This window comes from Curtobacterium poinsettiae (assembly GCF_025677645.1).
Classification (GTDB): Bacteria; Actinomycetota; Actinomycetes; order Actinomycetales; family Microbacteriaceae; genus Curtobacterium; species Curtobacterium poinsettiae_A.
On the sequence record NZ_CP106879.1, the window covers coordinates 2571727 to 2596373 of the forward strand.

Genomic DNA, 24647 nt, shown 5'->3' on the forward strand with positions numbered 1-24647 from the left:
ACATATCAGAAGCGTTCCAGTGGGGCAACCTCCTCAGTCGACGCGACGGAACAGCGCGATGAACATCGCGTCCGTCCCCACGCGGTGCGGCCAGAGCTGCACGGTGTCGCCGTCCGCCACCCGGGGGTCGCGAGCGGCGACGCCCCGGACGACCGACGCGGTGTCGAGCTGTTCGAGCAGGTCGCCGTGCCGCCGCATGAGCGCGTCGACCTGCCCCCGGGTCTCGGCCAGGTGCGGCGAGCAGGTCACGTACGCCAACGTCCCGCCCGGTGCGAGCACCCGGACGGCGGCGTCGAGCAGTTCGGTCTGCAGCCCGGCGAGCTCCTCGACGTCCTCGGGGAGCTTCCGCCAGCGTGCCTCCGGTCGGCGACGCAGCGCGCCGAGCCCGGTGCACGGTGCGTCGAGCAGGATGCGGTCGAAGGTCATCCCGGTGCCGTCGCGTCCGTACCGACGGGCGTCGCCCTCGACGACCCGCACGTGGTCGCCGAACACCTCGAGCGCGTTCCGCACGAGGCCGGCACGCGCCGGCACGAGTTCGTTGGCGACCAGGGTCGCCCCACCCTGCTGTGCCTCGGCGGCGAGGAGCGCCGCCTTCCCGCCGGGGCCGGCGCACATGTCGAGCCACCGCTCCCCCGCGCGCACGGCCGATGAGCGGCTCAGCGCCAGCGCCGCGAGCTGCGAGCCCTCGTCCTGGACGCGCAGGCGTCCCGCGGCGACGCCCGGCACGCGCGCCGGGTCGCCGCTGATGCCGCGGATGCCGACGGGCGACACCGGTGCGGCGTCCGCCTCCACGACGGGCTCGCCGGCCCGGACGGGAGGCACGGTCCCGGTTGCGCCGTCGGCCTCCGGTTCGTCGTCGGCGGGCACCAGGGCCGCGGGCACGTCGTCCGCACCGGTCGCGTCGGCGAACGCGGCGTCGGTGTCGTCGTCCGGGGCGGTGCGGGCGGTCGCGGTGGCGATGTCCTCGTCGGTGGCGAGTCCGGGCAGGGCCGCGAGCTGCACCCTGGGTGCGGCGTTGTCGGCAGCGAGCAGGGCGGCGAGCTCGTCGCGGGAGCGTTCGGCGGCCAGGGCGTCGCGGAGCGCCGAGACGACCCAGACCGGGTGCGACCAGCGGGTGGCGAGCAGGGCGTCCCCGGCGCGGCCCTCGGTGATCAGCGCATCCCACTCCTGATCGGTGCGGGCGGCGATCTTGCGCATCACGGCGTTCACGAACCCGGTCGCGCGGCGGGCTCCGACCTCGCGGGCGAGCTCGACCGTGGCGTCGACGGCGGCGTGCGTCGGGGTCCGCATCGCGAGCAGCTGGTGCGCGCCGAGGCGCAGGACGTCGAGCACGTCGGCCTCGATGTTCTCCGCTCGACGGCCGGACGCGAGGGCGATGACGACGTCGTAGCGACCGAGCATCCGGATCGACCCGTAGGTGAGCTCGGTCGCGAACCCGGCGTCGCGGGCGGAGAGGCCGGCGCGGCGGATGCGCGTCGGCAGCAGCAGGTTCGCGTAGGCGTCGTCGACCTGCACGGCGCGGAGGACGTCGAAGGCGACGCGACGGGCGTTCGCCGGACGGGGGCCGCGGCGGGCCCCCTGGTGCTTCGTCGGCTGGCTCATGCGAGGACCTTCCCGTCCAGTGCACCGAGGCCACGGGCCCAGGCGGCGGCGTCCATCGCCTTCTTGCCCGCGGGCTGCACCTCGAGCAGCACCAGCGGGGTGTCGGCGGTCCCGACCAGCAGCCGACCGCCGTGGAGTGCGAGGGCGCCGGGCGCGAGCTGCGGGGCGGGGTCCCCCGTGCCTCCCGACAGGCGGGTGCTGCGGAGCAGCTTCACGCGGGTCTCGCCCAGGTGGGCGAACGCGCCGGGCTCGGGCGTGACCCCGCGCAGCCGCGCGTGCACGGCGGTGGCCGGCGCTGCGAAGTCGATGCGGCCGTCGTCGATCGTGAGCTTCGGGGCGACCGTTGGCTCGCCGGACTGCTCGGTCGCGACGGCCGTGCCGGCGGCGATGCCGTCGACGACGTCCGCCACCACGTCGGCGCCGACATCGGCCATCGCGCCGAGGACCTCGCCCGAGGTCGCCTCGGGGTCGATCTCGAAGGGCAGGGCTGCGTAGACCGGGCCGGCGTCGAGCGCCTCGACCAGCTGGAACACCGTCGCGGCGGTGCGGGTGTCACCCGCCATCACGGCGCGCTGCACCGGAGCGGCGCCGCGGTACGCCGGCAGGTCGGAGAAGTGCAGGTTGATCCACCCGTGCCGCGGGGCGTCGAGGGCCGGGCGGCGGAGCAGTGCGCCGTAGGCGACGATCACGCCGAGGTCGACATCGAGGTCCGCGATCCGGGCGGTGACCGCGTCGTCGACGCGCGAGGCCTCGATGACCGGCAGCCCGAGCTCCTCGGCGACGACAGCCACCGGGGTGGGCGTCAGGACACGCTTCCGGCCCTGGGGCGTCGCCGGCCGCGTCAGGACCGCGGCGATCTCGTGGTCGGACGCCGCCAGACGGCGGAGGGTGGGGACGGCCGCAGCGGGGCTGCCGGCGACGACGAGACGCATGGGTTCGATCCTCCCACGGGCGAGCCGGTGCGCCTTGCCCGGTCGACACCGACCTGGTGCGCGTTCCGGCTCACCTTGGAGACAGCAGGGCAGCACCTGCGTACCGTCTCCATCACATCAGGAAAGGAACTCCCATGAGCGACGTCACCACCGCCACCAACCGCTACGCCGGTTCGTCCGTCCAGAAGGCCGCCCTCGTCGTCGGCATCGTGTTCCTGCTCGTCGGGATCGCCGGGTTCATCCCCGGCATCACGACCGGTGACCTGGCCGGGGCCGGACACGAGTCGATGGGCATGCTGCTCGGCATCTTCCAGGTGTCCGTGCTCCACAACATCGTGCACCTGCTGTTCGGCGTCGTCGGACTGCTCGCCGCCAACCGTGCCTCCGGCTCGCGGATGTACCTGGTGATCGGCGGGATCGTCTACTTCGTGCTGTGGATCTACGGCCTGTTCACCGCCGGCCACAGCTCGGGCGCGAACTTCGTGCCGCTGAACAACGCCGACAACTGGCTGCACCTGGTGCTCGCCATCGGCATGGTCGCCCTCGGCGTGGTGCTGCCGCGCGAGCGTCGCCGGCCCGCCAACGCCTGACCGGTCCACATCGGCCCGTCGCGGCAGCGCGGCGGACCCCGAACGACACCGCCGACGTCCGACGACGTCGGCGGTGTCGTGCTTCGTCGTGCAGCGGTCGGGCCCGGGCAGGCCTGCCCGGGTCAGACCTCGGAGAACGGTTCGGCGTCGTCCAACCGCACCCGCAGCGTCGGAGCCGCCCGTCGGCGGTTCCCGCCCTTGAGCACCCGCCGGGTCGACGAGCGCCGGATCACCTCGGCCTTGAGCGTCGCGGCGACCTCGGCCCCGTGCGCGTACGGGAACCGCACGATCGCCCGGACCGTGCCGGGCAGGGCGTCGTCCTCGACCGGGACCGGGCCGAGCACCGGACCGACGACGGCGTCGCCGAGCGCTTCGACCGCCGCCGTGACGGCTTCGTCGGTGCCGGTCATCGTCGCCACCCGGACGGCCGGTGGGAAGTGGAGTTCGCGGCGGTCGGTCAGCTCGTCGTGCGCGGGTCCGTCGAGTCGCCAGAGGGCCATCGCCGACGCCAGCCGGCCGCCGATCCCGACCAGGTACACCTCGGCACCGGGGGCTGATTTCGCCGCCGCGTTCGTCCAGAAGCGCAGGACGTCCTCCTGCACGCGGAGCCCCTCGCGGGCGAGCATCTTCTCGCCGTCGAGCAGCAGCACGCATGCGTAGCCGCCGGGCACCGACGGCTCGGCCCCGCGGGTGGCGACGACGACGGACGGGCGGGCGGGGACCTCGTCGAGCGGGCGTGAGCCGTCGGCGACGATGATCCGGGTACCGGGGAACGCCCGCCCGAGTTCCTCCGCTGTGCGCTGGGCCCCCTGGCCGACCGGCTTGACGGTGCCGTTGCCGCACGTCGGGCAGCGGAACCCGACGGCCAGTGCGCCGCAGAACCGGCACTGCGGCGTGGCGCCACGGTGCGGGCTCCCGAGCGGCCCACCGCAGACGCGGCAGTGCGCGCGTTCGCCGCACTCGGCGCAGACCAGCCCCGTGCCGAAGCCCGGGCTCGCGACCTGCACCAGGACGGCTCCGTGCTGGCTCGCCTCGCGCGCGGCACGCCAGGCGGAACTCGGGATGCGAGCCTGTGCGGCGAACCCCTCGGCCCCGGTCTGCTGCACGGTGGGGATGACCTTCGGGGTCTTCACGCGGTAGGGCACGACGTCCTGCAGCCAGTGCAGCTCCACCAGGCGCTGCACGTCGGTGCTGCGCGCGTGCGAGACGAACAGCAGGGCGGCACCCGACTGGGCGGCCCGCACCAGGGCGACGTCGCGCGTGTGGACGTAGGGCGCCCGCTGCTCGATGAACGAGGCGTCGCCGTCGTCCCACATCGCGATCAGCCCGAGCTCGGTCGCCGGCGCGTACATCGCCGTACGGTTGCCGATCGCGACCACCGGGTGCGTGCGGGCCTGCAGCAGTGCCTTCGCCCGCTGCCCGTTCGTCTGCTTGGCGTCGAACCGCACCACCCGCTCCGGTGGCAGCACGGCGAGCAGGGCACGCTCGAGGTCGACGACGTCGCGGAAGTCCGGCACGGCGATCACCGCGGACTGCTCGGCCGCCAGCGTGTGCGCGGCGGCCTGCGCGAGCGTCGCGGCCCACCCCGGCACCCAGACCGGTGCGTCCGCGTCACCCAACGCCACGGGCTGGGGCACGGCGGCGACCGCGGCGCGTCCGTGCTCCGTCACCACGGCCTCCAGGACGCCGTCGGCGTAGCCGGTGACGGGCGGGGCGATCACCGGCGGGGGCGACCACGCGGTGTCCCGGGCGAGCCAGGCCTTCTCGGCGCGCACCTGCCGCGGCGGCACGGCGAGGCGCAGCACGTCGGAGGCGACACCCGCGGCCCGGTCGGCGACGGCGCGCGCGAGGGTCCAGATCTCCGGCGCCAGGACGGGCACCGGGGACAGGACCGCCTCGACCTGGCTGAGCTCGCCCGGGTACTCACCCTCGCTGACGATCTCGACCACGTACCCGTCCGACATCCGGGCTCCGGTGCGCAGCGGCACCTTGACGCGGACCCCCGCGACGCAGTCGTCCTCGAGCTCGGCCGGCACCCGGTAGTCGAACAGACGGTCCAACTGCGGGAGCGGCGAGTCGAGGACGACGCGCGCGACGGTGGTCACGCGGTGCTTCAGACGGTCGCGGCGACGAGTCCTGCGGCGGCGCGGAGTTCCTCGACGCGGTCGAGCCGCTCCCACGTGAACCCGGGGAGCTCACGGCCGAAGTGGCCGTAGGTCGCGGTCTGCGCGTAGATCGGTCGGAGCAGGTCGAGGTCGCGGATGATCGCGGCCGGACGCAGGTCGAACACCTGGCGGATGGCTGCTTCGATCGTGGCGTCGTCCACGTGTCCGGTGCCGAACGTCTCGACGTAGAGCCCGACGGGCTTCGCACGGCCGATCGCGTAGGCGACCTGCACCTCGAGCCGGTCGGCCAGCCCTGCGGCGACCGCGTTCTTGGCGACCCAACGCAGCGCGTACGCCGCCGAACGGTCGACCTTCGACGGGTCCTTGCCGCTGAACGCACCCCCGCCGTGACGGGAGGCCCCGCCGTAGGTGTCGACGATGACCTTGCGGCCGGTGAGCCCGGCGTCGCCCTGGGGGCCACCGATCTCGAAGCGACCGGTCGGGTTCACGATGACGTCGACGTGCGACGAGTCGAGGTCGACCAAGTCGAGGACCGGACGGATCACGTGCTCGGTGATCGCCGCGGTGAGTTCGTCGAGCGTGACGCTCGGCGAGTGCTGCGTGGAGAGCACGACGGTCTCGACGGTCTTCGGCACGACGCCGTCGTACCCGATGGTGACCTGGGTCTTGCCGTCCGGACGCAGGAACGACAGCTCGCCCGACTTGCGGACCGCGGCGAGGCGCTCGGCCAGGCGGTGCGCCAGCCAGATCGCGACCGGCATGTACTCGGGGGTCTCGTTCGTCGCGAAGCCGAACATGATGCCCTGGTCGCCGGCACCCTGACGGTCCAGCGGGTCGACCGCACCGGTGCGGGAGTCGAGCGACTCGTCCACACCCTGCGCGATGTCGGGCGACTGGGCGCCGATCGAGACCTCGACACCACAGGTGGCGCCGTCGAACGAGACGTCCGACGAGTTGTAGCCGATCCCGGTGATGATGTCACGGACGAGCTTGGGGATCTCGACGTAGCCGGAGGTCGTGACCTCGCCGGCAACGTGCACGAGCCCGGTGGTCACCATCGTCTCGACGGCGACGCGCGCGTTCGGGTCGACCGTCAGCAGTGCGTCGAGGATGCTGTCCGAGATCTGGTCGCAGATCTTGTCAGGGTGCCCCTCGGTCACCGACTCGGACGTGAAGAGGCGGAGAGCAGCTGCAGTCACCGGGATCAGTCGGTGGGCTGCTGCTGCTTGGTGACGGTGAGCTTGTCCTCGTTGATCTCGTGGAGCGCGACGGACAGCGGCTTGTCGTCGATCGTCGAGTCGACCAGCGGTCCGACGTTGTCGAAGAGCGAGCCCTCGTGCAGGTCGGCGTAGTAGTCGTTGATCTGGCGGGCGCGCTTCGACGCGAAGATGACGAGCGCGTACTTCGACTCGACCTTGCTGAGCAGGTCGTCGATGGGCGGGTCGATGATGCCCTGGGGGTTGGCCATGGTGTCTCCTCGAAGTCAGTGCACCCGTCAGGGCGCAGAGAACAAGTCTACGACCTCACGTGCCGCGGTGCCGACATCGGAGTTCACGATCCGCACGTCGAACTCGTCCTGGGCGGCCAGCTCGACCTTCGCGGTCTCGAGGCGACGGGCCTGTTCCTCGGCGGATTCGGTCCCGCGGCCGATGAGCCGGCGCACCAGTTCCTCCCACGTCGGGGGCAACAGGAACACGAGCACCGCCTCGGGCATGGCGTCGCGGACCTGCCGGGCGCCCTGCAGGTCGATCTCGAGCATGACCTTCTCGCCCGCGTCGAGCGCACGGTCGATCGGCGGGCGCGGGGTGCCGTAGCGGTACGAGTTGTGGACGGTCGCCCACTCGAGCAGCTCGCGGTCGCGGATCATGCGGTCGAACTCGTCGTCGTCCACGAAGTAGTAGTGCACGCCGTCGACCTCGCCGGGGCGCGGCGTCCGGGTGGTGGCGGAGACGCTGAGGTTGACGTCCGGGTAGTGCTGTCGGATGTGCGCGCTGACCGTGCCCTTGCCGACCGCGGTGGGTCCGGCGAGCACGACGAGCTTCGAGGCACCACGCTTGCGACCGCGGGCGGCGAGCCAGTCGGCCAGGGCTGCGCGCTGCCGGGTCCCCAGGCCACCGAGACGCTTCGACGGTGCGATCCGCAGGGAACCCATGATCGCCTCCGCTCGCGCGGGGCCGATGCCAGGCAGGCTCACCAGCAGGTCACGGACCCGCAGCGAGCGTTCCGCCGAGGTCGTCTCGACCAGCGAGTCGTCCCACGCGGCACGGGCGACGTCGAGCGCGGAGCGCTCCCCCGACGCGATCGCGGCCTTCACTGCGGCCCGGGCGCGTCGCGCGGCGACGGCGGCCTTCGCCGCGGCGACGCGGTCGACCTCTGGCGGGGTGCGGTGGGCGGGCAGGCCCTCGTGGTCGTCGGTCACGCTGCCGCCGCCAGTGCGGTGCGGATGCGGTCGGCGCGGTCGGCGACGAGCGCCGCGACGCCGTCCGGACCGTCGGTCAGCAGGCCGCGCGACTCGCTCACTAGCACCTGCTCGGCACGCGCTCCGTACAGCGCACGGAGGTCCTCGATGCGGGCGCCCTGGGCACCGAAGCCCGGTGCGAGGACCGGCGCGGTGCCGATCGCGTCCGCATCGATGCCGAAGTCGTCGAGGTGAAGGGTCGCGCCGAGCACGAGCCCGACGTCGCCGAGGGCCTGATCACCCACGGACCGGTTGTCGTCTGCCACGTCCAAGACGATACCGGCCGCGACCGTCCGGCCGGTACGCGGTCCCTCGGCGAGCACCGCGGTCTGCAGCACCCGGGCCTCGGGGTTGCTCGTCGCCGCGAGCACGAAGACCCCGGCACCGTTCCGGCGCGCGACGTCGATCGTGCCCCGGAGCGAGCCGTACCCGAGGTACGGCGACACCGTCATCGCGTCGGCCGCGAACGGTCCGTCGCGCTCCAGCCACGCCAGCGCGTAGTCGTCACCGGTGGTCCCGATGTCGCCCCGCTTCACGTCGGCGACGACCAGGAGGCCCGCATCGCGTGCCCGGCGGATCGTCGCGTCGAGCGCACGGTAGCCCGCCACCCCCGCCGCCTCGAAGAAGGCGACCTGCGGCTTCACGATCGCCGCGCGGCCGGCGGCCGCGTCGACCAGGGTCGCGCCGAACGCCGTCAGGCCCTGCTCGTCGCGGGCGAGCCCCCACGCCGCCAGGGTGGCGGCGTGGGGGTCGATCCCGACGCAGAGCGGTGAACGCTCCCCCATGGCTGCCGCGAGGCGGACGCCGAAGGAGGCCGGGCCTCCCGACCGGGTCGTACCCACGCTGGCAGCCGTCACCAGGTCGCGCGCTCGAGCGCGTAGTCCTGCAGGCTGCGGACGTTGAGCGGCGAGCCGATCGTCTCGATCGCCGCGACGGCCGCACCGATCTGTGCGATCGTCGTGAACAGCGGCTTGTCCGCCGCCACCGTGGCCGCGCGGATCTCGTACCCGTCGGCACGACCGGCGGCACCCGACGGCGTGTTGATGACGATGTCGACCTCGCCCGTCGCGAGCAGGTCGACGACGCTCTCGCCGCCCTGGCTGTACTTGCCGACGATCCCGACCTCGATGCCGTTGCGGCGGAGGATCTCCGCCGTGCCCTCGGTCGCGATGATCGTGAAGCCGAGCTGCTGCAGACGGTGCACCGGCAGCACGATCGCGCGCTTGTCGGTGTCGGCGACGCTCACGAAGACCGTGCCGCTGGTCGGCAGGCCGCCGTACGCGGCGTCCTGCGACTTGAGGAACGCCCGCGGGAAGTCGCGGTCGATGCCCATGACCTCGCCGGTGGAACGCATCTCGGGGCTGAGCACCGAGTCGACGACCTGGCCCTCGCGGGTGCGGAAGCGACGGAAGGGCAGCACGGCTTCCTTGACGGCGACCGGGGACTGCGCGGGCACGAACGCCCCGTCACGCTCGGGCAGCATGCCCTCGGCGACGAGCTCGGCGACCGTGGTGCCGGTCATGATGCGGGACGCGGCCTTGGCCAGCGGGATGCCGAGCGCCTTCGAGACGAAGGGCACCGTGCGGCTGGCGCGCGGGTTCGCCTCGAGGACGTAGAGCACGCCGGCGCCGATGGCGAACTGGACGTTGAGCAGGCCCTGCACGCCGATGCCGCGGGCGATCTTCTCGGTCGCGTCGACGACGCCCTGGATCTCCGCGCGGCCGAGGCCGACCGGGGGCAGGGTGCAGGCCGAGTCGCCGGAGTGGATGCCGGCCTCCTCGAGGTGCTCCATGATGCCGCCGATGTAGAGCCGCTCGCCGTCGAAGAGCGCGTCGACGTCGATCTCCACGGCGTCGTCGAGGAACCGGTCGACCAGGAGCGGGAGCTCCGGGCCGATGATGGCCTGGTCGGCCATCCGGTCGAAGTAGTCCGCGAGCGACGGGGAGTCGTAGAGGATCTCCATGCCGCGGCCGCCGAGCACGAACGACGGGCGGACGAGGACGGGGTACCCGATCTCCTCGGCCACCGTGGTCGCGCTCGTCAGGTCGTGGGCCGTGCCGTTCCGTGGTGCGAGCAGACCGGCGGCGTCGAGGATGGCGGAGAACTGCCCGCGCTCCTCGGCCGAGTCGATCGCGGTCGGGCTGGTGCCGAGGATCGGGATGCCCGCAGCCTCGAGCGGCTTCGCCAGGCCCAGGGCGGTCTGGCCGCCGAGCTGCACGACGACGCCGACGAGCTCGCCGGACGCGGCCTCGGCCTCGATGACCTCGAGGACGTCCTCGGCGGTCAGCGGTTCGAAGTACAGGCGGTCCGAGGTGTCGTAGTCGGTCGACACGGTCTCGGGGTTGCAGTTGATCATGATCGTCTCGAACCCGGCCGCGCTCAGCGCGAACGACGCGTGCACGCAGGAGTAGTCGAACTCGACGCCCTGTCCGATGCGGTTCGGGCCGGAACCGAGGATGACGACCTTCTTGCGGTCGCTCGGCGTGATCTCGGTCTCGGTGTCGTACGACGAGTAGTGGTACGGCGTCAGGGCGGGGAACTCACCCGCGCAGGTGTCGACCGTCTTGAAGACGGGCCGGATGCCCTGCTCGTGGCGGGTCGCCCGGACCTCGGCCTCGGTGGAGCCGCGCAGGCTCGCGATCTGGGAGTCGCTGAAGCCGTGCTCCTTCGCCCAGCGCATCGTGTCGGCGTCGAGCGTCCCGGCGGCCCGGACCTCGTCCGCGACCTCGTTGATGAGCACGATCTGGTCGATGAACCAGGGGTCGATCTTGGTGGCCTCGAAGACCTCGTCCGCGGTGGCACCCGCGACGAGGGCCTGCTGGACCGTGACGATGCGGCCGTCGGTCGGGATCGACGACTTCGCCAGCAGGGCGTCCTTGTCGAGCTCGGCCGCCGGGGTGTCCCAGTGGAAGCTCGATCCGCGCTTCTCCAGCGAGCGCAGCGACTTCTGCAGTGCCGTGGCGTAGTTCCGGCCGATGGCCATCGCCTCGCCGACGCTCTTCATCGTCGTGGTGAGCGTGGCGTCGGCGGCCGGGAACTTCTCGAACGCGAACCGCGGGGTCTTCACGACCACGTAGTCGAGCGTCGGCTCGAAGCTCGCCGGGGTGACCTTCGTGATGTCGTTCTCGATCTCGTCGAGCCGGTAGCCGATGGCGAGCTTCGCGGCGATCTTGGCGATCGGGAAGCCCGTGGCCTTCGAGGCGAGGGCCGACGAGCGGGACACGCGGGGGTTCATCTCGATGACGATGACGCGGCCGTTGGACGGGTCGACGGCGAACTGGATGTTGCAGCCACCGGTGTCGACGCCGACGCGACGGATGATGTCGATGCCGACGTTCCGCATGTTCTGGTACTCGCGGTCGGTCAGGGTCAGCGCGGGCGCGACCGTGATCGAGTCACCGGTGTGGACGCCGACCGGGTCGACGTTCTCGATGGAGCAGATGACGACGGTGTTGTCGTAGTTGTCGCGCATCAGCTCGAGCTCGTACTCCTTCCAGCCGAGGATGGACTCCTCGAGCAGGACCTCGGTCGTCGGGCTGGACTGCAGCCCGTCGCCGACGAAGCGGACGAGTTCGGCCTCGTCGTAGGCGAAGCCCGAGCCGAGGCCGCCCATGGTGAAGGACGGGCGGACGACCAGCGGGTACCCGAGGTCCTTCGCGAACTCCTTCGCCTCCTCCAGGGTGTGCGCGATGTGGCTGCGGGCGACGTCGGCACCGGACTCGAGCACGAGCTCCTTGAAGAGCTGGCGGTCCTCGCCGCGCTGGATCGCCTCGACCTTGGCACCGATGAGCTCGACGCCGTACTTGGCCAGGATGCCGGCCTCGTCGAGCGCGATGGCCGCGTTCAGGGCCGTCTGACCGCCGAGGGTCGGCAGGACGGCGTCCGGCTTCTCGATGCGGATGATCTCCTCGAGCGACGCGTTCGTGATCGGCTCGATGTAGGTCGCGTCGGCGAAGTCGGGGTCGGTCATGATCGTCGCCGGGTTCGGGTTGACCAGGATGACCCGGACGCCCTCGGCCCGGAGGACGCGGCACGCCTGGGTGCCGGAGTAGTCGAACTCGGCGGCCTGACCGATGACGATCGGGCCGGACCCGATGACGAGGACGGAGTTGATGTCTGCGCGCTTGGGCATCAGTTCGCTTCCTTGGTGATGTCTGCTGCGGGGGTCGTGGCATCGGCGGTGGCCGCGTCGAGCGGCTCCCCGTCGCGACGCTCACGCACCATGTCCGCGAACCGGTCGAAGAGGTACATGCTGTCGTGCGGTCCGGCGGCGGCCTCGGGGTGGTACTGCACGCTGAACGCCGGCACGTCGAGCGCGCGGAGGCCCTCGACCACGTTGTCGTTCAGCGAGTAGTGCGAGACCTCGACCCGACCGAACCCGGCCGGCGACTCGAGCACCTCGCCGAGGGGCGCGTCGACCGCGAAGCCGTGGTTCTGGCTCGTGATCTCGACCTTGCCCGTGGTCGTGTCGAGCACCGGCTGGTTGATCCCGCGGTGACCGAAGGGCAGCTTGTAGGTGCCGAAGCCGAGGGCGCGGCCGAGCAACTGGTTGCCGAAGCAGATGCCGAAGAACGGCCGGCCGGTGCGCAGGCTGTCCTGCAGCAGTTCCACCTGCGCGTCCGACGCGGCGGGGTCGCCGGGGCCGTTCGAGTAGAAGAGCGCGTCCGGTGCGAGGGCTTCCAGCTCCGGCGCGGAGATGTCCTGCGGCACCACGTGCACCTCGAAGCCGCGGGCGGCGAGGTACCGGGTGGTCGAGGCCTTCACGCCGAGGTCGAGCACGGCCAGGGTGCCGATCTGCTCGCCGACGGCCGGGACGACGTAGGTCTCCGGGGTGGACACGACCGACGAGAAGCTCGCCCCGGCCATGCCGGCCTGGTCACGCACGAGCTGCTCCTGCTCGGGCGCCGGCAGCGCCGCGTCCGCACCGCTGAAGACGCCGCCCTTCATGGCGCCGGCGTCACGGATGCGACGGGTGAGTGCGCGGGTGTCGATGCCGGAGATGCCGACGATGCCGTCGCGCACCAGGTGGTCGTCGAGCGTGGCGTTCGCGCGGTGGTTCGACACCACGCGGCTGGGGTCGCGCACCACGTACCCGGCGACCCAGATCCGACGGGACTCGGGGTCCTCGTCGTTCACCCCGGTGTTCCCGATGTGCGGCGCGGTCTGCACCACGATCTGTCCGGCGTAGGAGGGGTCGGTCAGCGTCTCCTGGTAGCCGGTCATGCCGGTCGCGAAGACCACCTCGCCGAGCGTGCGCCCACGGGCGCCGTAGGCCCAGCCGTCGTACCGGGTGCCGTCTTCGAGGACCAGGACGGCCCGTTCGCGTGTCATGCTTTCTTCCCTTCGCCCGCGGTTCGCGGAGCATCGGCCGCAGTTGCCTGCGGCCCGGTCTCGGTCAGTCCCTGCAGGGCGTGCAGCGCGGCTGCGTCGCCCTCCGGGAACCGGAAGTAGGTGTCCAGGTCCGTCGCACCTGCGGCGCCGGTCGCCGTCCATCGCAGACGGACCAGTCCCCCGGGTTCGACCACTCGGTCGATCGCCCACGTGGAGCGGTCGGCGCCGCGGACCGCGTCACGCGCGATCCAGCGGTCGTCGGTACCGGCGAGGCGCATCACCACGCCGGTCGCGTGGACCGTCACCCCGCCACGGCCGCGGAACCCGAGGCCGCCTGCGGTGATGCGTTCCAACGGCTGGTCAGCGCGGGTCGTCGCGACGGTGAACCCGTCCCACGACCCGACCGCCGGTGCGAGGTCGGCCGGCACCCGGACCGGAGGCACGGCTTCCGCCTGCTTCCTGGTCCGCGTCCGCCAGGTGCGCGCCATCGCCACGAACAGGGCGGCGACCGCGAGCAGGATCACCGCGCCGAGGAGCCACCGCTGGGCGTCGCCGCTCATGCGCGCGCCCCCGTCCGGAGCGCCGCGGCGTGCGCCGCGATCGTGTCCGCGTCGACGACCCGGCCGTCGAGCACCGTCGCGTACCCCTGGTGGAAGGTCGCGACGACCCGGCCCGGCAGGGTCATGCCGAGGTACGGCGAGTTCTGCGACTGCCCGGCGAGGTCGGTGACCGCGAACGCACGGCTGGCCGACGGGTCGTAGAGCGTGATCTCGGCGGGTGCTCCCTCGGCGATGCGCTGCCCGTGCCCCTCGACCTGACCGATCCGCGCCGGCGCCTCGGACAGCACCCGGGCGACGTCGGCCCAGTCGAGCCGGCCGTCGTCGACCACGGCCGCCTGCACGACGCTCAGCGCGGATTCGAGGCCGACCATGCCGTTCGCGGCGGCGGGCCACTCGCAGCACTTCGCCTCGGCGGTGTGCGGTGCGTGGTCGGTCGCGACGATGTCGATGGTGCCGTCGGCCAGGGCCGCACGGAGTGCCTCGACGTCCTCGCGGGCGCGGAGCGGCGGGTTCACCTTGTAGCGGGCGTCGTAGCCGGGCGCACCGTCGTTGCCGGCGATGAGGTCCTCGGTGAGCACGAGGTGGTGCGGGGTGACCTCGGCCGTGACGTCGATGCCACGGGACTTCGCCCACCGGATCACCTCGACGCTGCCGGCCGTCGAGACGTGGCAGACGTGCAGGCGTGCCCCGACGTGGTCGGCGAGCAGGACGTCGCGGGCGATGATCGCCTCTTCCGCGACGGCGGGCCAGCCGGCGAGGCCGAGCTCCGAGGACAGCCGGCCCTCGTTCATCTGCGCGCCGATGGTCAACCGGGGCTCCTGGGCGTGCTGCGCGAGCACCCCGCCGAAGCCCTTGATGTACTCGAGTGCGCGGCGCATGAGCAGCGGGTCGGCGACGCACGAGCCGTCGTCCGAGAACACCCGGACCTTCGCCCGCGACGTTGCCATCGCACCGATCTCGGACAGGTGGGTGCCCTGCAGCCCCTGCGACACGGCACCGATCGGGCGGACCGTGACGTAGCCGGCGTCGTCACCGAGCGCTTGGACCTGCTCGACGACCCCGGCGGTGTCGGCGACGGGACTCGAGTTCGCCATGGCGTTCACGGCGGTGAACCCGCCGGCAGCCGCGGCACGCGAGCCGGTGAGGACGGTCTCGGACTCCTCGTGACCGGGCTCACGCAGGTGCGTGTGGAGGTCCACGAGGCCGGGCAGGGCGATGAGGCCGTCCGCGTCCACGGTCGTGGCGCCGGCCGTGTCGAGACCGGACCCGACCGCGGTGATGCGCCCACCCTCCGTTCGGATGTCGGCGCGCGAGCCGTCGACCAGCTGCGCGCCACGGATCAGGTGAGCGGTCATGCGGCGGACTCCTTCGCGTCGGTGCCGGTGCCGGCACTGCCCGTCAGGGCGAGGTAGAGGACGGCCATCCGGACCGAGACGCCGTTCTCGACCTGCTCGACGACGGTCGAACGGGGGTCGTCGGCGGCGACGCCGGCGATCTCGAGCCCGCGGTTCATCGGACCGGGGTGCATGATCAGCGTGCGCTCGGACAGTCGCCCGAAGCGGGCCGCCGTCAGGCCCCAGTGCCGCGTGTACTCGCGCGGGTTCGGGAAGAAGGCGTCGTTCATGCGTTCCTGCTGGATGCGGAGCGTCATGACGACGTCCGGGTCCTCGGCCAGGGCGGTGTCGAGGTCGTGGTGCACCGCGGCGCCGAACGGGGTCGGGGTGGCGGGCAGCAGCGTCGGCGGCGCGGCGAAGGTCACGCTCGCCCCGAGGGTGCGGAGCAGCCACGCGTTCGACCGGGCGACCCGGCTGTGCAGCACGTCGCCGATGATCAGGACGCGCACGCCGTCGAGGCCCTGGCCGCGCGAACCGGCACCGTGCAGGCGGCGACGCATGGTGAAGGCGTCGAGCAGTGCCTGCGTCGGGTGTTCGTGGGTGCCGTCACCGGCGTTGACCACCGGCACGTCGATCCAGTCGGCATCGGCGAGCACCCGCGGGGCGCCCGATGCACCGTGGCGCATGACGATGCCGTCGATGCCCATCGCGCCCAGGGTCTGCACGGTGTCCTTCAGGGATTCGCCCTTCGAGACGCTCGAGCCCTTCGCGGCGAAGTTCAGGACGTCGGCGGACAGGCGCTTCGCTGCGGCCTCGAACGAGATGCGCGTGCGCGTGGAGTCCTCGAAGAACAGGTTCACCACGGTCTTGCCGCGCAGGGCCGGGAGCTTCCGGACCTCGCGCGTGTTGACCTCAGCCATCTCCTCCGCGACGTCGAGGATGTGCACGGCCTGGTCGCGGGACAGGTCGGCGGTGGAGAGCAGGTGCCGCATCACGCCACCCCCTGCTCGATGAACACGGTGTCGTCGCCGTCGGTCTCGGCCAGGTGCAGGGTGACCCGCTCGTCGGACGCGGTCGGCAGGTTCTTGCCCACGTGGTCCGCGCGGATCGGCAGCTCGCGGTGGCCGCGGTCGACGAGCACGGCGAGCCGGACGGCACGCGGCCGGCCGATGCCCTGCAGCGCGTCGAGCGCGGCGCGGACCGTGCGACCGGAGTACAGCACGTCGTCGACGAGCACGACGACCTTGCCGTCGATGCCGCCGGCGGGGATCACCGTCCGGTGCGGCGCGCGGCCGATGCCGTGGCCGAGGTCGTCGCGGTGCATGGTCACGTCGAGCGTGCCGACACGCTCCGTCCCGATGCCGCCGGCTGCGGAGGACCACTCCGGCTCGATGCCGGCCAGGATCCGGCCGAGGCGTTCCGCCAGGACGGCGCCGCGGGTCGGGATGCCGAGGAGCACGAGGTCCGAGCCCCCGTGGTTGGCTTCGAGGATCTCGTGCGCGATGCGTGTCAGGGCACGCGTGATGTCGGGCTGTTGCAGGACCGTTCTGGTTCCCACGTCGACCCCCTTCCCCGCCTCACTGGACGGCATTAAAGGATGCTGACGTGGTCAACCCTACCGGGACTCCTGGTCTCCTGCGACCGTCCGACCGGACGGTGCGCGACCACCAGCGACGGCCCCGAGCACGCCGTTGACGAAGCCCGCGGAGTCCTCGGTGGACAGCGACTGCGCGAGCTCGACCGCCTCGGCGATGGCGACGGCGTCGGGGACCTCCGGGTTGAACCGGAGCTCCCAGACAGCCATCCGCAGGATGCAGCGGTCGAGGACCGGCATCCGGGCGATCGACCAGCCCTGGGCGTGGTCGACGATGACGGAGTCGATCTCGTGACGAGCTTCGTCGACACCGGTGACGATCTGGCGCGCGTAGTCCCAGCTCGAGGCACGCTCCGGCTGGTCCAGGTGCCGGACCGTCTCGGTGGCGAGCACGTCCGCGATCGGCAGGTCGCGCACCTCGGCCACGTACAGCATGTCGAGGGCGCGCTTGCGGGCTTTCGAACGAGCACTCATACGGTCAGCACCTAGGAGTTGACGCGGCCGAGGAAGCTGCCGTCGCGCGTGTCGATCTTCACCAGGGTTCCGCTCTCCAGGTACAGCGGGACCTGGATGCGGTGGCCGGTCGCGATGATGGTCGCGTCCTTGGTGCCGCCGGAGGAACGGTCGCCCTGCAGGCCGGGCTCGGTCTCGACCTCGGTGACGATCGACGTCGGGAGCTCGACGTACAGCGGGTTGCCCTCGTTCATCGCGATGGTGACCATCGCGGACTCGAGCAGGTAGTTCTTGGCGTCGCCGACCACGGTCGCGGAGACCGGGATCTGGTCGTACGTGTCGGTGTCCATGAACACGTAGGAGTCGCCGTCCTCGTAGAGGAACTGGTAGTCACGACGGTCGACGGTCGCGGTGTCGATCTTCGCGCCGGCGTTGAACGTGCGGTCGACGACCTTGCCGGAGACGACGTTCTTGAGCTTCGTGCGGACGAACGCGCCGCCCTTGCCCGGCTTGACGTGCTGGAACTCGACGACCGACCACAGCTGGCCGTCGATGATGAGAACGGCGCCGTTCTTGATGTCTGTGGTACTGGCCATGAGTCGTCGGTGTCCCGTTCGGTCGTGTTGTGAAGTGTCCTCGGGCCGCGGACGGCCCCGGACGAGTGTAGCGGACGCCCGCCCGGCGGCCGGAGCGGTGCTCGTGCGTGCCGGACGCATCGGTCCCGGGCGAGCGTCCGGCTCGCGGTCAGCGCCGCCGTCGAGCGAGCCAGGCGTCGATCGCTGCCCAGGCGAGCAGCACCACCGCCGCTCCCCCGAGCAACCCGCCCGCCACCCCGGTGGACAGGGCCGCCGTCGGTCGCGCCGGCAACGACAGGTAGACGATCGCCAGGATCCCCGCCCCCGCACCGAGCAGCACGAGCAGGATGCGCCGGATCATGCCGGACACGAGCTGCCGGTCGCGGCTGTCCGCGAAGAGCCGGATGTTCACGGTGAACCGGCCGGTCTCGATCGCCTCGCCGATGCGGTCCACCCGTCGGGGCAGCCGACGGGCAGCGGACACGACGCCGAGCAGTTCCTTCGCCGCGAGGTCCCGGAGCTTGCCCGGCCGGAGCTGGTCGGTGATCTGCTCCCGGGCCAGTCCGCGGGACTCCTCGAGCAGGTCGAACGACGGCGCGAGCGTCCGGAGCGTGCCCTCGAAGATGGCCAGGGCGCGGGCCGCGGCGACGAAGTCCGGCGGCGGCTTCAGCCGGTACCGCCCGAAGACCTCGACCGCGTCGTCCACGGTGTCGACACCGATGCGCGCACCAGGGCCGAGCTCGTCCGCGACGAAGCGGGCGATGTCCCGACGGAAGTCGGGCTCGTCGTGCGCATCGCGCACGGGTGCCATCCGCAGGACCGCATCGGCGATCCGCGACGTGTCGTCCTGCAGGTAGGCGGCCAACAGGTCCTGGACCGTGTCCCGGAGACCCGGGTCGAGCCTCCCGACCGATCCGAAGTCGATCAACGCGGGCCGCCCGTCGGGCAGCACCAGGACGTTCCCCGGGTGCAGGTCCGCGTGGTACAGGCCGTCGAAGACGACCTGGCGCAGGAACGCGCGGAGGATCGCGCGCATCGGCGCGTCGAGGTCACGCTCGGAACGCTCGGCGCGGATCGCGCTGAGCGTGTCGCCCTCCAGGAACTCCATCACGAGCACGCGCCGGCCCGACAGGTCCGGGTAGGGATCCGGGAACCGGACCTCGTCCGGTCGCGCGCTGCGGGCCTGGGCCGCTCGCAGCGCCGTGAGGTTGCGGAGCTCGGAGACGAAGTCGACCTGCCTGATCAGGTCGTCCGCGTACTGGCCCGCGATGTCCTGCACGCCGACCTGTCGCGCCTCGGTCGACCACCGGGCCATGAACCGGACGACCCGCAGTGCGATGTCCACGTCGCGGCGCACCGCGGCGTCGATCCCCGGCCGCTGCACCTTGACGGCGACCGCGGTGCCGTCGGGCAGCCGGGCGCGGTGCACCTGCGCGATGGACGCCGCTGCGACGGGCACCGGGTCGAAGGTCGCGAAGACCTGGTCGACCGGGGCGCCGAGCTCCCGCTCGAGGAGCGCACGGACCTCGTCCGCCGGTGCCGCCGTGACGTTCCGCTGCAGGTGTGCGAGTCCCTCGGTCCACTCCTCGGGCAACAGGTCGTCTCGGGTGGAGAGCAGCTGGCCCATCTTCACGAACCCGCCACCGGCTTCCTCGAGCGCCCGGCGCAGGTGCTCGGCCTGGTCGCGACGCAGCACCGCGGTGGCCGGGTCGTGCGAGAAGTCGAGACGACGGAACGGCACCAGGTGGTGGCGGCGGGCGATCGAGAGGAGTTCGGTGAAGCGCCGACCACGGGAGCGCAGGGTGCCGGTGTCGGCGTCGCGCGGGCCGGAGAGGTCGCTCAGTCGGGGTGGGGTGGGCACGCCCGCCAGTCTGCTCCCCGGTGCTGTGGCCCCGCTCCCGGCCGGCTGCGTCGCGTCGTCCTCCTGTTCCTCCACAGCCTGGAGGCGCGGTGCGGCCTCCACAGGTCGGCCGGCGCCCGGCCACCGGGCGCGTTCCCTGCGCCACGCTGCCGGCATGGAGACAGCACTGGTCGCGGCGTGCATCGCCGCAGGGGCGGCGATCGTGGCGGCCGTGGTCAGCTGGTTCGGGGCGTTCCAGAACCGCCGCGCCGCGGACCGCGACCAGGCCCGGAGGCGACTCACCTGGGCGCCGCGGGCCGATCGCTCCCAGGCGGAACACAACATTTCAAGAGCTGTCCTCGAACGGCTCATGACCGTACGGTGGGCGTCGAAGTCCGACCAGGACCTCGCACGTCGCGCCCTGCGTCGACACGTCCGCTCCGACCCCAGGATGGAGGATCCCTGATGCACCTGTTCGCACCGCTGCCGGACCGGCCGGCCTGCAAGATCGACGGCACACCCGAAGACGACGCCGCAGTCGACGCGTGGTCGGAGGGCGCGACGGTCGACGAATGGCTCGAGTCCGAACGGACGGGCGTCGTCACCCTGTCGATGCGCGTGAAGTGGTGGTGGCGCCGGACCAGGCGGGTCCTGCGCTGACCCGTCGGGTCAGACGCCGACCTCCTGGTAGGCGGTGAAGAGCAGGTGGTCCTCAGGGCCCTCGAGCACGACGGGCTTGCCGACGCCGTCCAGGATGATGAACCGCAGCATGCCGGCACGCGCCTTCTTGTCGCGACGCATCGTGGCGAGCAGCCCCTGCCACCGTCCGACACCGTACGAGGTCGGCAGGTCGAGCGACTCGAGGATTGCCCGGTGCCGGTCGACCGTGGCGTCGTCCAGGTGCCCGGTGAGTCGGGCGAGTTCGGCGGCGAACACCATGCCGACCGACACCGCCGCCCCGTGGCGCCACTGGTACCGCTCGGCGTGCTCGATCGCGTGCCCGAGGGTGTGCCCGTAGTTCAGGATCTCGCGTCGGCCCTGCTCCGTGAAGTCGTCCGAGACGACCTCGGCCTTGAGCGCGATGGCGAGCTCGACGACCCGGCGGAACTCCGGCGTCGTCGGGTCGGTGACCCGGTCGACGTCCGCCTCGACGATGTCCAGGATCTCGGGCACGGCGATGAACCCGGCCTTCACGATCTCCGCGAACCCGGTCAGGATCTCGTTGCGGGGCAGCGTCCGGGCGAGGTCGAGGTCCACGACGACGGCGCGGGGGGCGAAGAAGGCGCCGACCAGGTTCTTGCCCTCGTTCGTGTTGATGCCCGTCTTCCCGCCGACGCTGGCGTCCACCATGCCGAGCACGCTCGTCGGGACGGCCACGTACGGCACACCGCGCAGCCAGGTCGCGGCGACGAAGCCGGCCAGGTCGGTGACGGCACCGCCACCGAGGCCGATGACCGCGTCGGTGCGGGTGAAGTCGGCCTGCCCCATGATCTGCCAGCAGAACGCCGCGACCTCGACGCGCTTGGCGCCCTCGGCGTCGGGGACCTCGGCGATCAGGGCCTCGAGCCCGGCCTCGACCAGCAGCGCACGGAGCTCGTTCGCCCGGGCACCGAGCGTCGGCGAGTGCACGATGAGGACCTTGGCGACACGCGGGCCCAGGATCGCGGGCAGGGCACCGAGCAGGCCCGTGCCGACGGCCACCGTGTAGCCGTCGTCACCGCCGACCCGGATCTCGGTGGTCCCGGCGGGCAGGGTCGACTCGGTCACGGTGCTCCTTCGGTGCTGGTGGTCGTGCTGCCGGGCGCGGTGGTGCTGCCGGGCGCGGTGGTGCTGCCGGGCGCGGCGGTGCCGCCGCGCTCGGTGGTGCCGCCGCGCTCGGTGGTGCCGCCGCGCTCGCTGGTGCCGGCATCGCTGCGCAGCCACGTGACGACCTCGTCGACCACGCGGGACATCGGCCGGCGCGACGTGTCGACCACGACGTGCGCGAGTTCCGCGTAGGTCGCCGCCCGCTCGTCCATGATCGTCTGCCAGGCGTCGATCCCGCCGTTCGCCAACAGTGGCCGGTCGGACCCGGCGATCCGGTCGGCGACGGCTTCGGGCGAGACGGTGAGCAGGACGATGCGCGCCCCGCCCAGGGCCTGCCGGGTGTCCGCGTGGGTGACGGCTCCCCCGCCCACGGCGATCACGCCGCCGGTGGCCAGCGCTGCTCGGACCGCCTGGGCCTCGAGCGCACGGAACGCCGGCTCACCGCGGTCGGCGAAGATCCCGGGGATCGGCCCGTGCTCGCGCACGATGACCCGGTCGGTGTCCGTGAACGGGACGCCGAGGGCCTTCGCCACCCGCTTGCCGACGCTCGACTTGCCGGCGCCCATCGGGCCGATGACGACCACGGGCGCGTCGGCGCGTCGGACGTCGGTGCTCACAGGTCGGTCGACGTCGCCGACGGCTCGGTCCGGCGCGTGCGCAGGGTCTCCGGGATCGCCGCGAGGTAGGCGTCGAGGTTGCGCTTCGTCTCGTTGACGTTGTCGCCGCCGAACTTCTCGAGCACCGCGTCGGCGAGCACCAGGGCCACCATCGCCTCGGCCACGACACCCGCAGCCGGTACGGCGCAGACGTCCGAGCGCTGGTGGTGCGCCGAGGCGTCCTCGCCGGAGACGACGTCCACCGTGTGCAGGGCGTGCGGGATGGTCGCGATCGGCTTCATCCCGGCGCGGACCCGCAGCACGGTGCCCGTGGATATCCCGCCCTCGGTCCCGCCGGCGCGGTCGCTCGTGCGGTAGATCTCGCCGTCCTCGCGGTACAGCTCGTCGTGCGCGGCGGAGCCCCGGCGTCCGGCGGTCGCGAAGCCGTCACCGACCTCGACCCCCTTGATGGCCTGGATCCCCATGATCGCCGCGGCGAGGCGAGCGTCGAGCCGGCGGTCCCAGTGGACGTGCGAGCCGAGGCCCGGCGGGACGCCGTAGAACAGCACCTCGACGACGCCGCCGAGGGTGTCGCCGTCCTTCTTCGCGGCCTCGACCTCGGTGACCATGCGTGCGGAGGTCTCGGCGTCGAAGCACCGCAGCTGGTCCTCGTCGAGGCGGTCGACGTCGTCGGGCAGCGGCAGGTCCGTTCCGTCGGGGACCCGGACGGTCCCGACCTGCAGCGTGTGCGCCACCGAGCGGATGCCGAGTTCGGCCAGGAACGACTTGGCGACGGCGCCGAGCGCCACGCGTGCGGCGGTCTCGCGGGCGCTCGCACGCTCCAGGATCGGGCGCGCTTCGTCGAAGCCGTACTTCTGCATGCCGACCAGGTCGGCGTGCCCCGGTCGCGGTCGGGTGAGCGGGGCGCTCCGACCGCGGGACATCTCGGTGGACTCGATGGGCTCGGGGTTCATGACCTCGACCCACTTCGGCCACTCGGTGTTGCCGATGCGGATCGCGATCGGGCTGCCGAGCGAGTAGCCGTGCCGGACACCGCCGGACACGTGCAGCTCGTCCTGCTCGAACTTCATCCGCGAGCCACGGCCGTAGCCGAGCTTGCGGCGCGCGAGATCGGCACGGATGGACTCGAACGACACCGGGACGCCCGCGGGCAGGCCCTCGAGCATGGCGATCAGTTCGGGTCCGTGGGACTCACCAGCAGTCAACCAACGAAGCATGCCGCAATCCTCCCACAGCGTTCGTCCGTGCGACGTCGTCGCCTACTGGTAGTCGGGGTGCGCCCGCAGCCAGGACCGGAACTGCTCGACCGCCACCAGGTGCTGGTCGTAGGTGTCCGAGAAGACCGTCTTGCCCGACTCCAGGTCGACCGTCACGAAGTACAGCCACTTGCCGGTGGCCGGAGCCGTGACCGCCTTGATCGCGATGTCACCCGGGTTGGAGATCGGTGCCGGCGGCAGCCCCTCGTGCACGTAGGTGTTGTACTCGTTCGACGCGTCCGCTCGCTCGGCGTCCGTGGTCGTCACGGTGTGCGTGTTGCCCGTGCCGTAGGCGACCGTGGCGTCGGACTGCAGCTTCATGCCCTGGTCGAGGCGGTTCTGGAACACGCGCGCGACCTTGGGGTAGTCGGCCGCGAGACCGGCTTCCTTCTGCACCAGCGACGCGAAGACGATCGTGCGCTCCTGGTCGGCCTCCTTGACGCCGGCGGCGGCCAGGTGCTCCTTCATGGTGTCGACCATCGACCCGAAGTACTGCTCTGCGGTCCAGCCCGGGTTGATCGGGTAGGTCGCGGGGAAGAGCCAGCCCTCGAGCGTCGTGACACCGGACGGCAGGTCGTACGCGGACAGGTCCTTCGCGGCCGCGTCGACCTGCTTCTCGGTCAGGCCGGCCTTCGAGACCATCCCGGCCTTGATGTCGGCGAGTGCGGTGCCCTCCGGGATGACGATCGACGCCTGGACCCGGTTGTCCTTGTCCTGCAGGGCCGCGAGCGCGGACTTCGAACTCATCTGCTTCTTCAGGGCGTACGAGCCGGGCTGGAACTGCACGTCCGGCGAGGCCAGCAGGAGCTTGTAGAACACCTTCGAGTCCTTGACGACGCCGCTGCGCTGCAGCGTCGCGGCGACGTTCTCGCCGATGTCGCCCTGCTTGATGGTGATGGTCACCTTCGAGGTGCCGTCGCCGGTGTAGTCGTCGGGCTCCTGCGCGCCGCTGATCGCCGCGACGAGCTGCTGGATCTTGGGTGCGGCGAAGGTGTACGCCCCGACCCCGGCAGCGAGCACGACCGCGACGATGACGAGCCCCGCGACGAGCGGTCCGCGTCGGCGCTTCGGCCGTGGCTCCCGGGGCGGCCTGGAGGCGCGTCCTCCGCCGCCTCGTCCCCCGCGTCCGCCGCCTCCCGCGGCACCACCGCCGCCGGTCGCGTCAGCGTCGTCCGTCCCGTCCGCGCCGGAGCCGCCGGCCGCGGCGGTCGCCGCGGACTCGGTCGGCAGCTCGCCGGTCAGCAGTGCGGCGACCTCGGGGTGGAGGTCTTCCGGGCGGGTTGCGATCGGTGCGTCTGCGGGGGACGCCGGGCGTTCGTCGCGGGCGACCGCCGGCGCGGCGGTGGTCCGTTCGACGGCCGACGCCTCGTCGGTGGCTGCGACGCGGGCTCGCTCGGACTCGAGGGCGCGGGCTTCGCGTCGGGACATCGGAGGCACCGGCGGTGGGGTCACCCGACCAGCGTCGTCGCGGTCATCGGTGCCTGTCGTGCGGTCGGAAGTCGCCTTCCGCCGCTCGGCGTCGTTGCCGGGCGCGATGATCGCGTTCCAGTCCAGATCGTCTGCCAACGTCCTC

General features: G+C 72.2%; 23 protein-coding genes. 3 read left to right on the forward strand and 20 right to left on the reverse strand.

What is annotated here, in order from left to right:
- Positions 1–33: 33 nt before the first annotated feature.
- Both OE229_RS12335 and OE229_RS12340 read right to left on the reverse strand, forming a co-directional pair.
- Complete coding sequence (locus OE229_RS12335; protein ID WP_259362894.1) at positions 34–1602, reverse strand: RsmB/NOP family class I SAM-dependent RNA methyltransferase; 1569 nt, start codon at positions 1600–1602, stop codon at positions 34–36.
- The gene (locus tag OE229_RS12340; RefSeq protein WP_262138239.1) at positions 1599–2534 is read right to left on the reverse strand and encodes a methionyl-tRNA formyltransferase; all 936 of its coding nucleotides are present in this window, start codon (positions 2532–2534) and stop codon (positions 1599–1601) included. Before OE229_RS12340 ends, OE229_RS12335 begins: the two co-directional genes overlap by 4 nt.
- 134 nt (positions 2535–2668) lie before the next feature.
- On the opposite strand from OE229_RS12340, the gene OE229_RS12345 reads away from it, so the two are divergent.
- Positions 2669–3124, forward strand: a complete 456-nt coding sequence (locus tag OE229_RS12345) for a DUF4383 domain-containing protein (RefSeq protein ID WP_027465734.1) — start codon at positions 2669–2671, stop codon at positions 3122–3124.
- A gap of 122 nt (positions 3125–3246) precedes the next feature.
- On the opposite strand, the gene OE229_RS12350 is transcribed toward OE229_RS12345, so the two are convergent.
- From OE229_RS12350 to OE229_RS12415, 14 genes are all read right to left on the reverse strand, one after another.
- Positions 3247–5229 (reverse strand): primosomal protein N' family DNA-binding protein, encoded by a 1983-nt coding sequence (locus OE229_RS12350; RefSeq protein ID WP_262138241.1) that lies wholly within the window; start codon positions 5227–5229, stop codon positions 3247–3249.
- Between the two features lie 8 nt (positions 5230–5237).
- Positions 5238–6449, reverse strand: coding sequence for a methionine adenosyltransferase (metK, locus tag OE229_RS12355; protein ID WP_262138243.1), 1212 nt, complete (start codon positions 6447–6449; stop codon positions 5238–5240).
- Between the two features lie 5 nt (positions 6450–6454).
- A complete protein-coding gene (gene rpoZ / locus OE229_RS12360; protein ID WP_017887186.1) occupies positions 6455–6718 on the reverse strand; it encodes a DNA-directed RNA polymerase subunit omega in 264 nt (87 codons plus the stop codon).
- Between the two features lie 27 nt (positions 6719–6745).
- The gene (gene gmk, locus OE229_RS12365) at positions 6746–7669 is read right to left on the reverse strand and encodes a guanylate kinase (RefSeq protein WP_259577967.1); all 924 of its coding nucleotides are present in this window, start codon (positions 7667–7669) and stop codon (positions 6746–6748) included.
- Positions 7666–8550: an orotidine-5'-phosphate decarboxylase gene (gene pyrF, locus OE229_RS12370; RefSeq protein WP_259577968.1), complete on the reverse strand. Its 885-nt coding sequence runs from the start codon at positions 8548–8550 to the stop codon at positions 7666–7668. Before pyrF ends, gmk begins: the two co-directional genes overlap by 4 nt.
- An 11-nt stretch (positions 8551–8561) precedes the next feature.
- Entirely contained in the window at positions 8562–11840 is a 3279-nt protein-coding gene (gene carB, locus OE229_RS12375; protein ID WP_262138246.1) for a carbamoyl-phosphate synthase large subunit, read from the reverse strand.
- The gene (carA, locus tag OE229_RS12380; RefSeq protein ID WP_262138248.1) at positions 11840–13039 is read right to left on the reverse strand and encodes a glutamine-hydrolyzing carbamoyl-phosphate synthase small subunit; all 1200 of its coding nucleotides are present in this window, start codon (positions 13037–13039) and stop codon (positions 11840–11842) included. Before carA ends, carB begins: the two co-directional genes overlap by 1 nt.
- Entirely contained in the window at positions 13036–13599 is a 564-nt protein-coding gene (locus tag OE229_RS12385; RefSeq protein WP_051596738.1) for a PH-like domain-containing protein, read from the reverse strand. Before OE229_RS12385 ends, carA begins: the two co-directional genes overlap by 4 nt.
- On the reverse strand, positions 13596–14954 hold the full coding sequence (locus tag OE229_RS12390) for a dihydroorotase (RefSeq protein ID WP_262138249.1): 1359 nt from the start codon (positions 14952–14954) through the stop codon (positions 13596–13598). Before OE229_RS12390 ends, OE229_RS12385 begins: the two co-directional genes overlap by 4 nt.
- The gene (locus tag OE229_RS12395; protein ID WP_110864574.1) at positions 14951–15925 is read right to left on the reverse strand and encodes an aspartate carbamoyltransferase catalytic subunit; all 975 of its coding nucleotides are present in this window, start codon (positions 15923–15925) and stop codon (positions 14951–14953) included. The genes OE229_RS12390 and OE229_RS12395 overlap by 4 nt, the downstream gene beginning before the upstream one ends.
- Positions 15925–16524, reverse strand: coding sequence for a bifunctional pyr operon transcriptional regulator/uracil phosphoribosyltransferase PyrR (pyrR, locus tag OE229_RS12400; protein WP_017887177.1), 600 nt, complete (start codon positions 16522–16524; stop codon positions 15925–15927). The genes OE229_RS12395 and pyrR overlap by 1 nt, the downstream gene beginning before the upstream one ends.
- Positions 16525–16548: 24 nt before the next feature.
- Entirely contained in the window at positions 16549–17001 is a 453-nt protein-coding gene (nusB, locus tag OE229_RS12405) for a transcription antitermination factor NusB (protein WP_182067095.1), read from the reverse strand.
- An 11-nt stretch (positions 17002–17012) separates the two neighbouring features.
- Positions 17013–17576, reverse strand: a complete 564-nt coding sequence (efp, locus tag OE229_RS12410; protein ID WP_027465745.1) for an elongation factor P — start codon at positions 17574–17576, stop codon at positions 17013–17015.
- A gap of 148 nt (positions 17577–17724) precedes the next feature.
- Positions 17725–19416 carry an ABC1 kinase family protein gene (locus OE229_RS12415; protein ID WP_262138253.1) on the reverse strand — a complete coding sequence of 564 codons (1692 nt, stop codon included), beginning with the start codon at positions 19414–19416 and terminating at the stop codon, positions 17725–17727.
- Between the two features lie 154 nt (positions 19417–19570).
- On the opposite strand from OE229_RS12415, the gene OE229_RS12420 reads away from it, so the two are divergent.
- A complete protein-coding gene (locus OE229_RS12420) occupies positions 19571–19861 on the forward strand; it encodes a hypothetical protein (RefSeq protein ID WP_259577974.1) in 291 nt (96 codons plus the stop codon).
- Positions 19861–20055 carry a hypothetical protein gene (locus OE229_RS12425; protein WP_182067100.1) on the forward strand — a complete coding sequence of 65 codons (195 nt, stop codon included), beginning with the start codon at positions 19861–19863 and terminating at the stop codon, positions 20053–20055. Before OE229_RS12420 ends, OE229_RS12425 begins: the two co-directional genes overlap by 1 nt.
- A gap of 9 nt (positions 20056–20064) precedes the next feature.
- Here OE229_RS12425 and aroB read toward each other — a convergent pair whose 3' ends face one another.
- Genes aroB through mltG form a run of 4 tightly spaced genes read right to left on the reverse strand, consistent with a single transcriptional unit; the run spans position 20065 to position 24640 of the window.
- Complete coding sequence (gene aroB, locus OE229_RS12430; RefSeq protein WP_259577977.1) at positions 20065–21162, reverse strand: 3-dehydroquinate synthase; 1098 nt, start codon at positions 21160–21162, stop codon at positions 20065–20067.
- A complete protein-coding gene (locus OE229_RS12435) occupies positions 21159–21818 on the reverse strand; it encodes a shikimate kinase (RefSeq protein ID WP_262138255.1) in 660 nt (219 codons plus the stop codon). Before OE229_RS12435 ends, aroB begins: the two co-directional genes overlap by 4 nt.
- Positions 21815–23035, reverse strand: coding sequence for a chorismate synthase (gene aroC / locus OE229_RS12440; protein ID WP_262138257.1), 1221 nt, complete (start codon positions 23033–23035; stop codon positions 21815–21817). Before aroC ends, OE229_RS12435 begins: the two co-directional genes overlap by 4 nt.
- Positions 23036–23077: 42 nt before the next feature.
- Positions 23078–24640 (reverse strand): endolytic transglycosylase MltG, encoded by a 1563-nt coding sequence (gene mltG, locus OE229_RS12445; RefSeq protein WP_262138259.1) that lies wholly within the window; start codon positions 24638–24640, stop codon positions 23078–23080.
- Between the last annotated feature and the right edge of the window lie 7 nt (positions 24641–24647).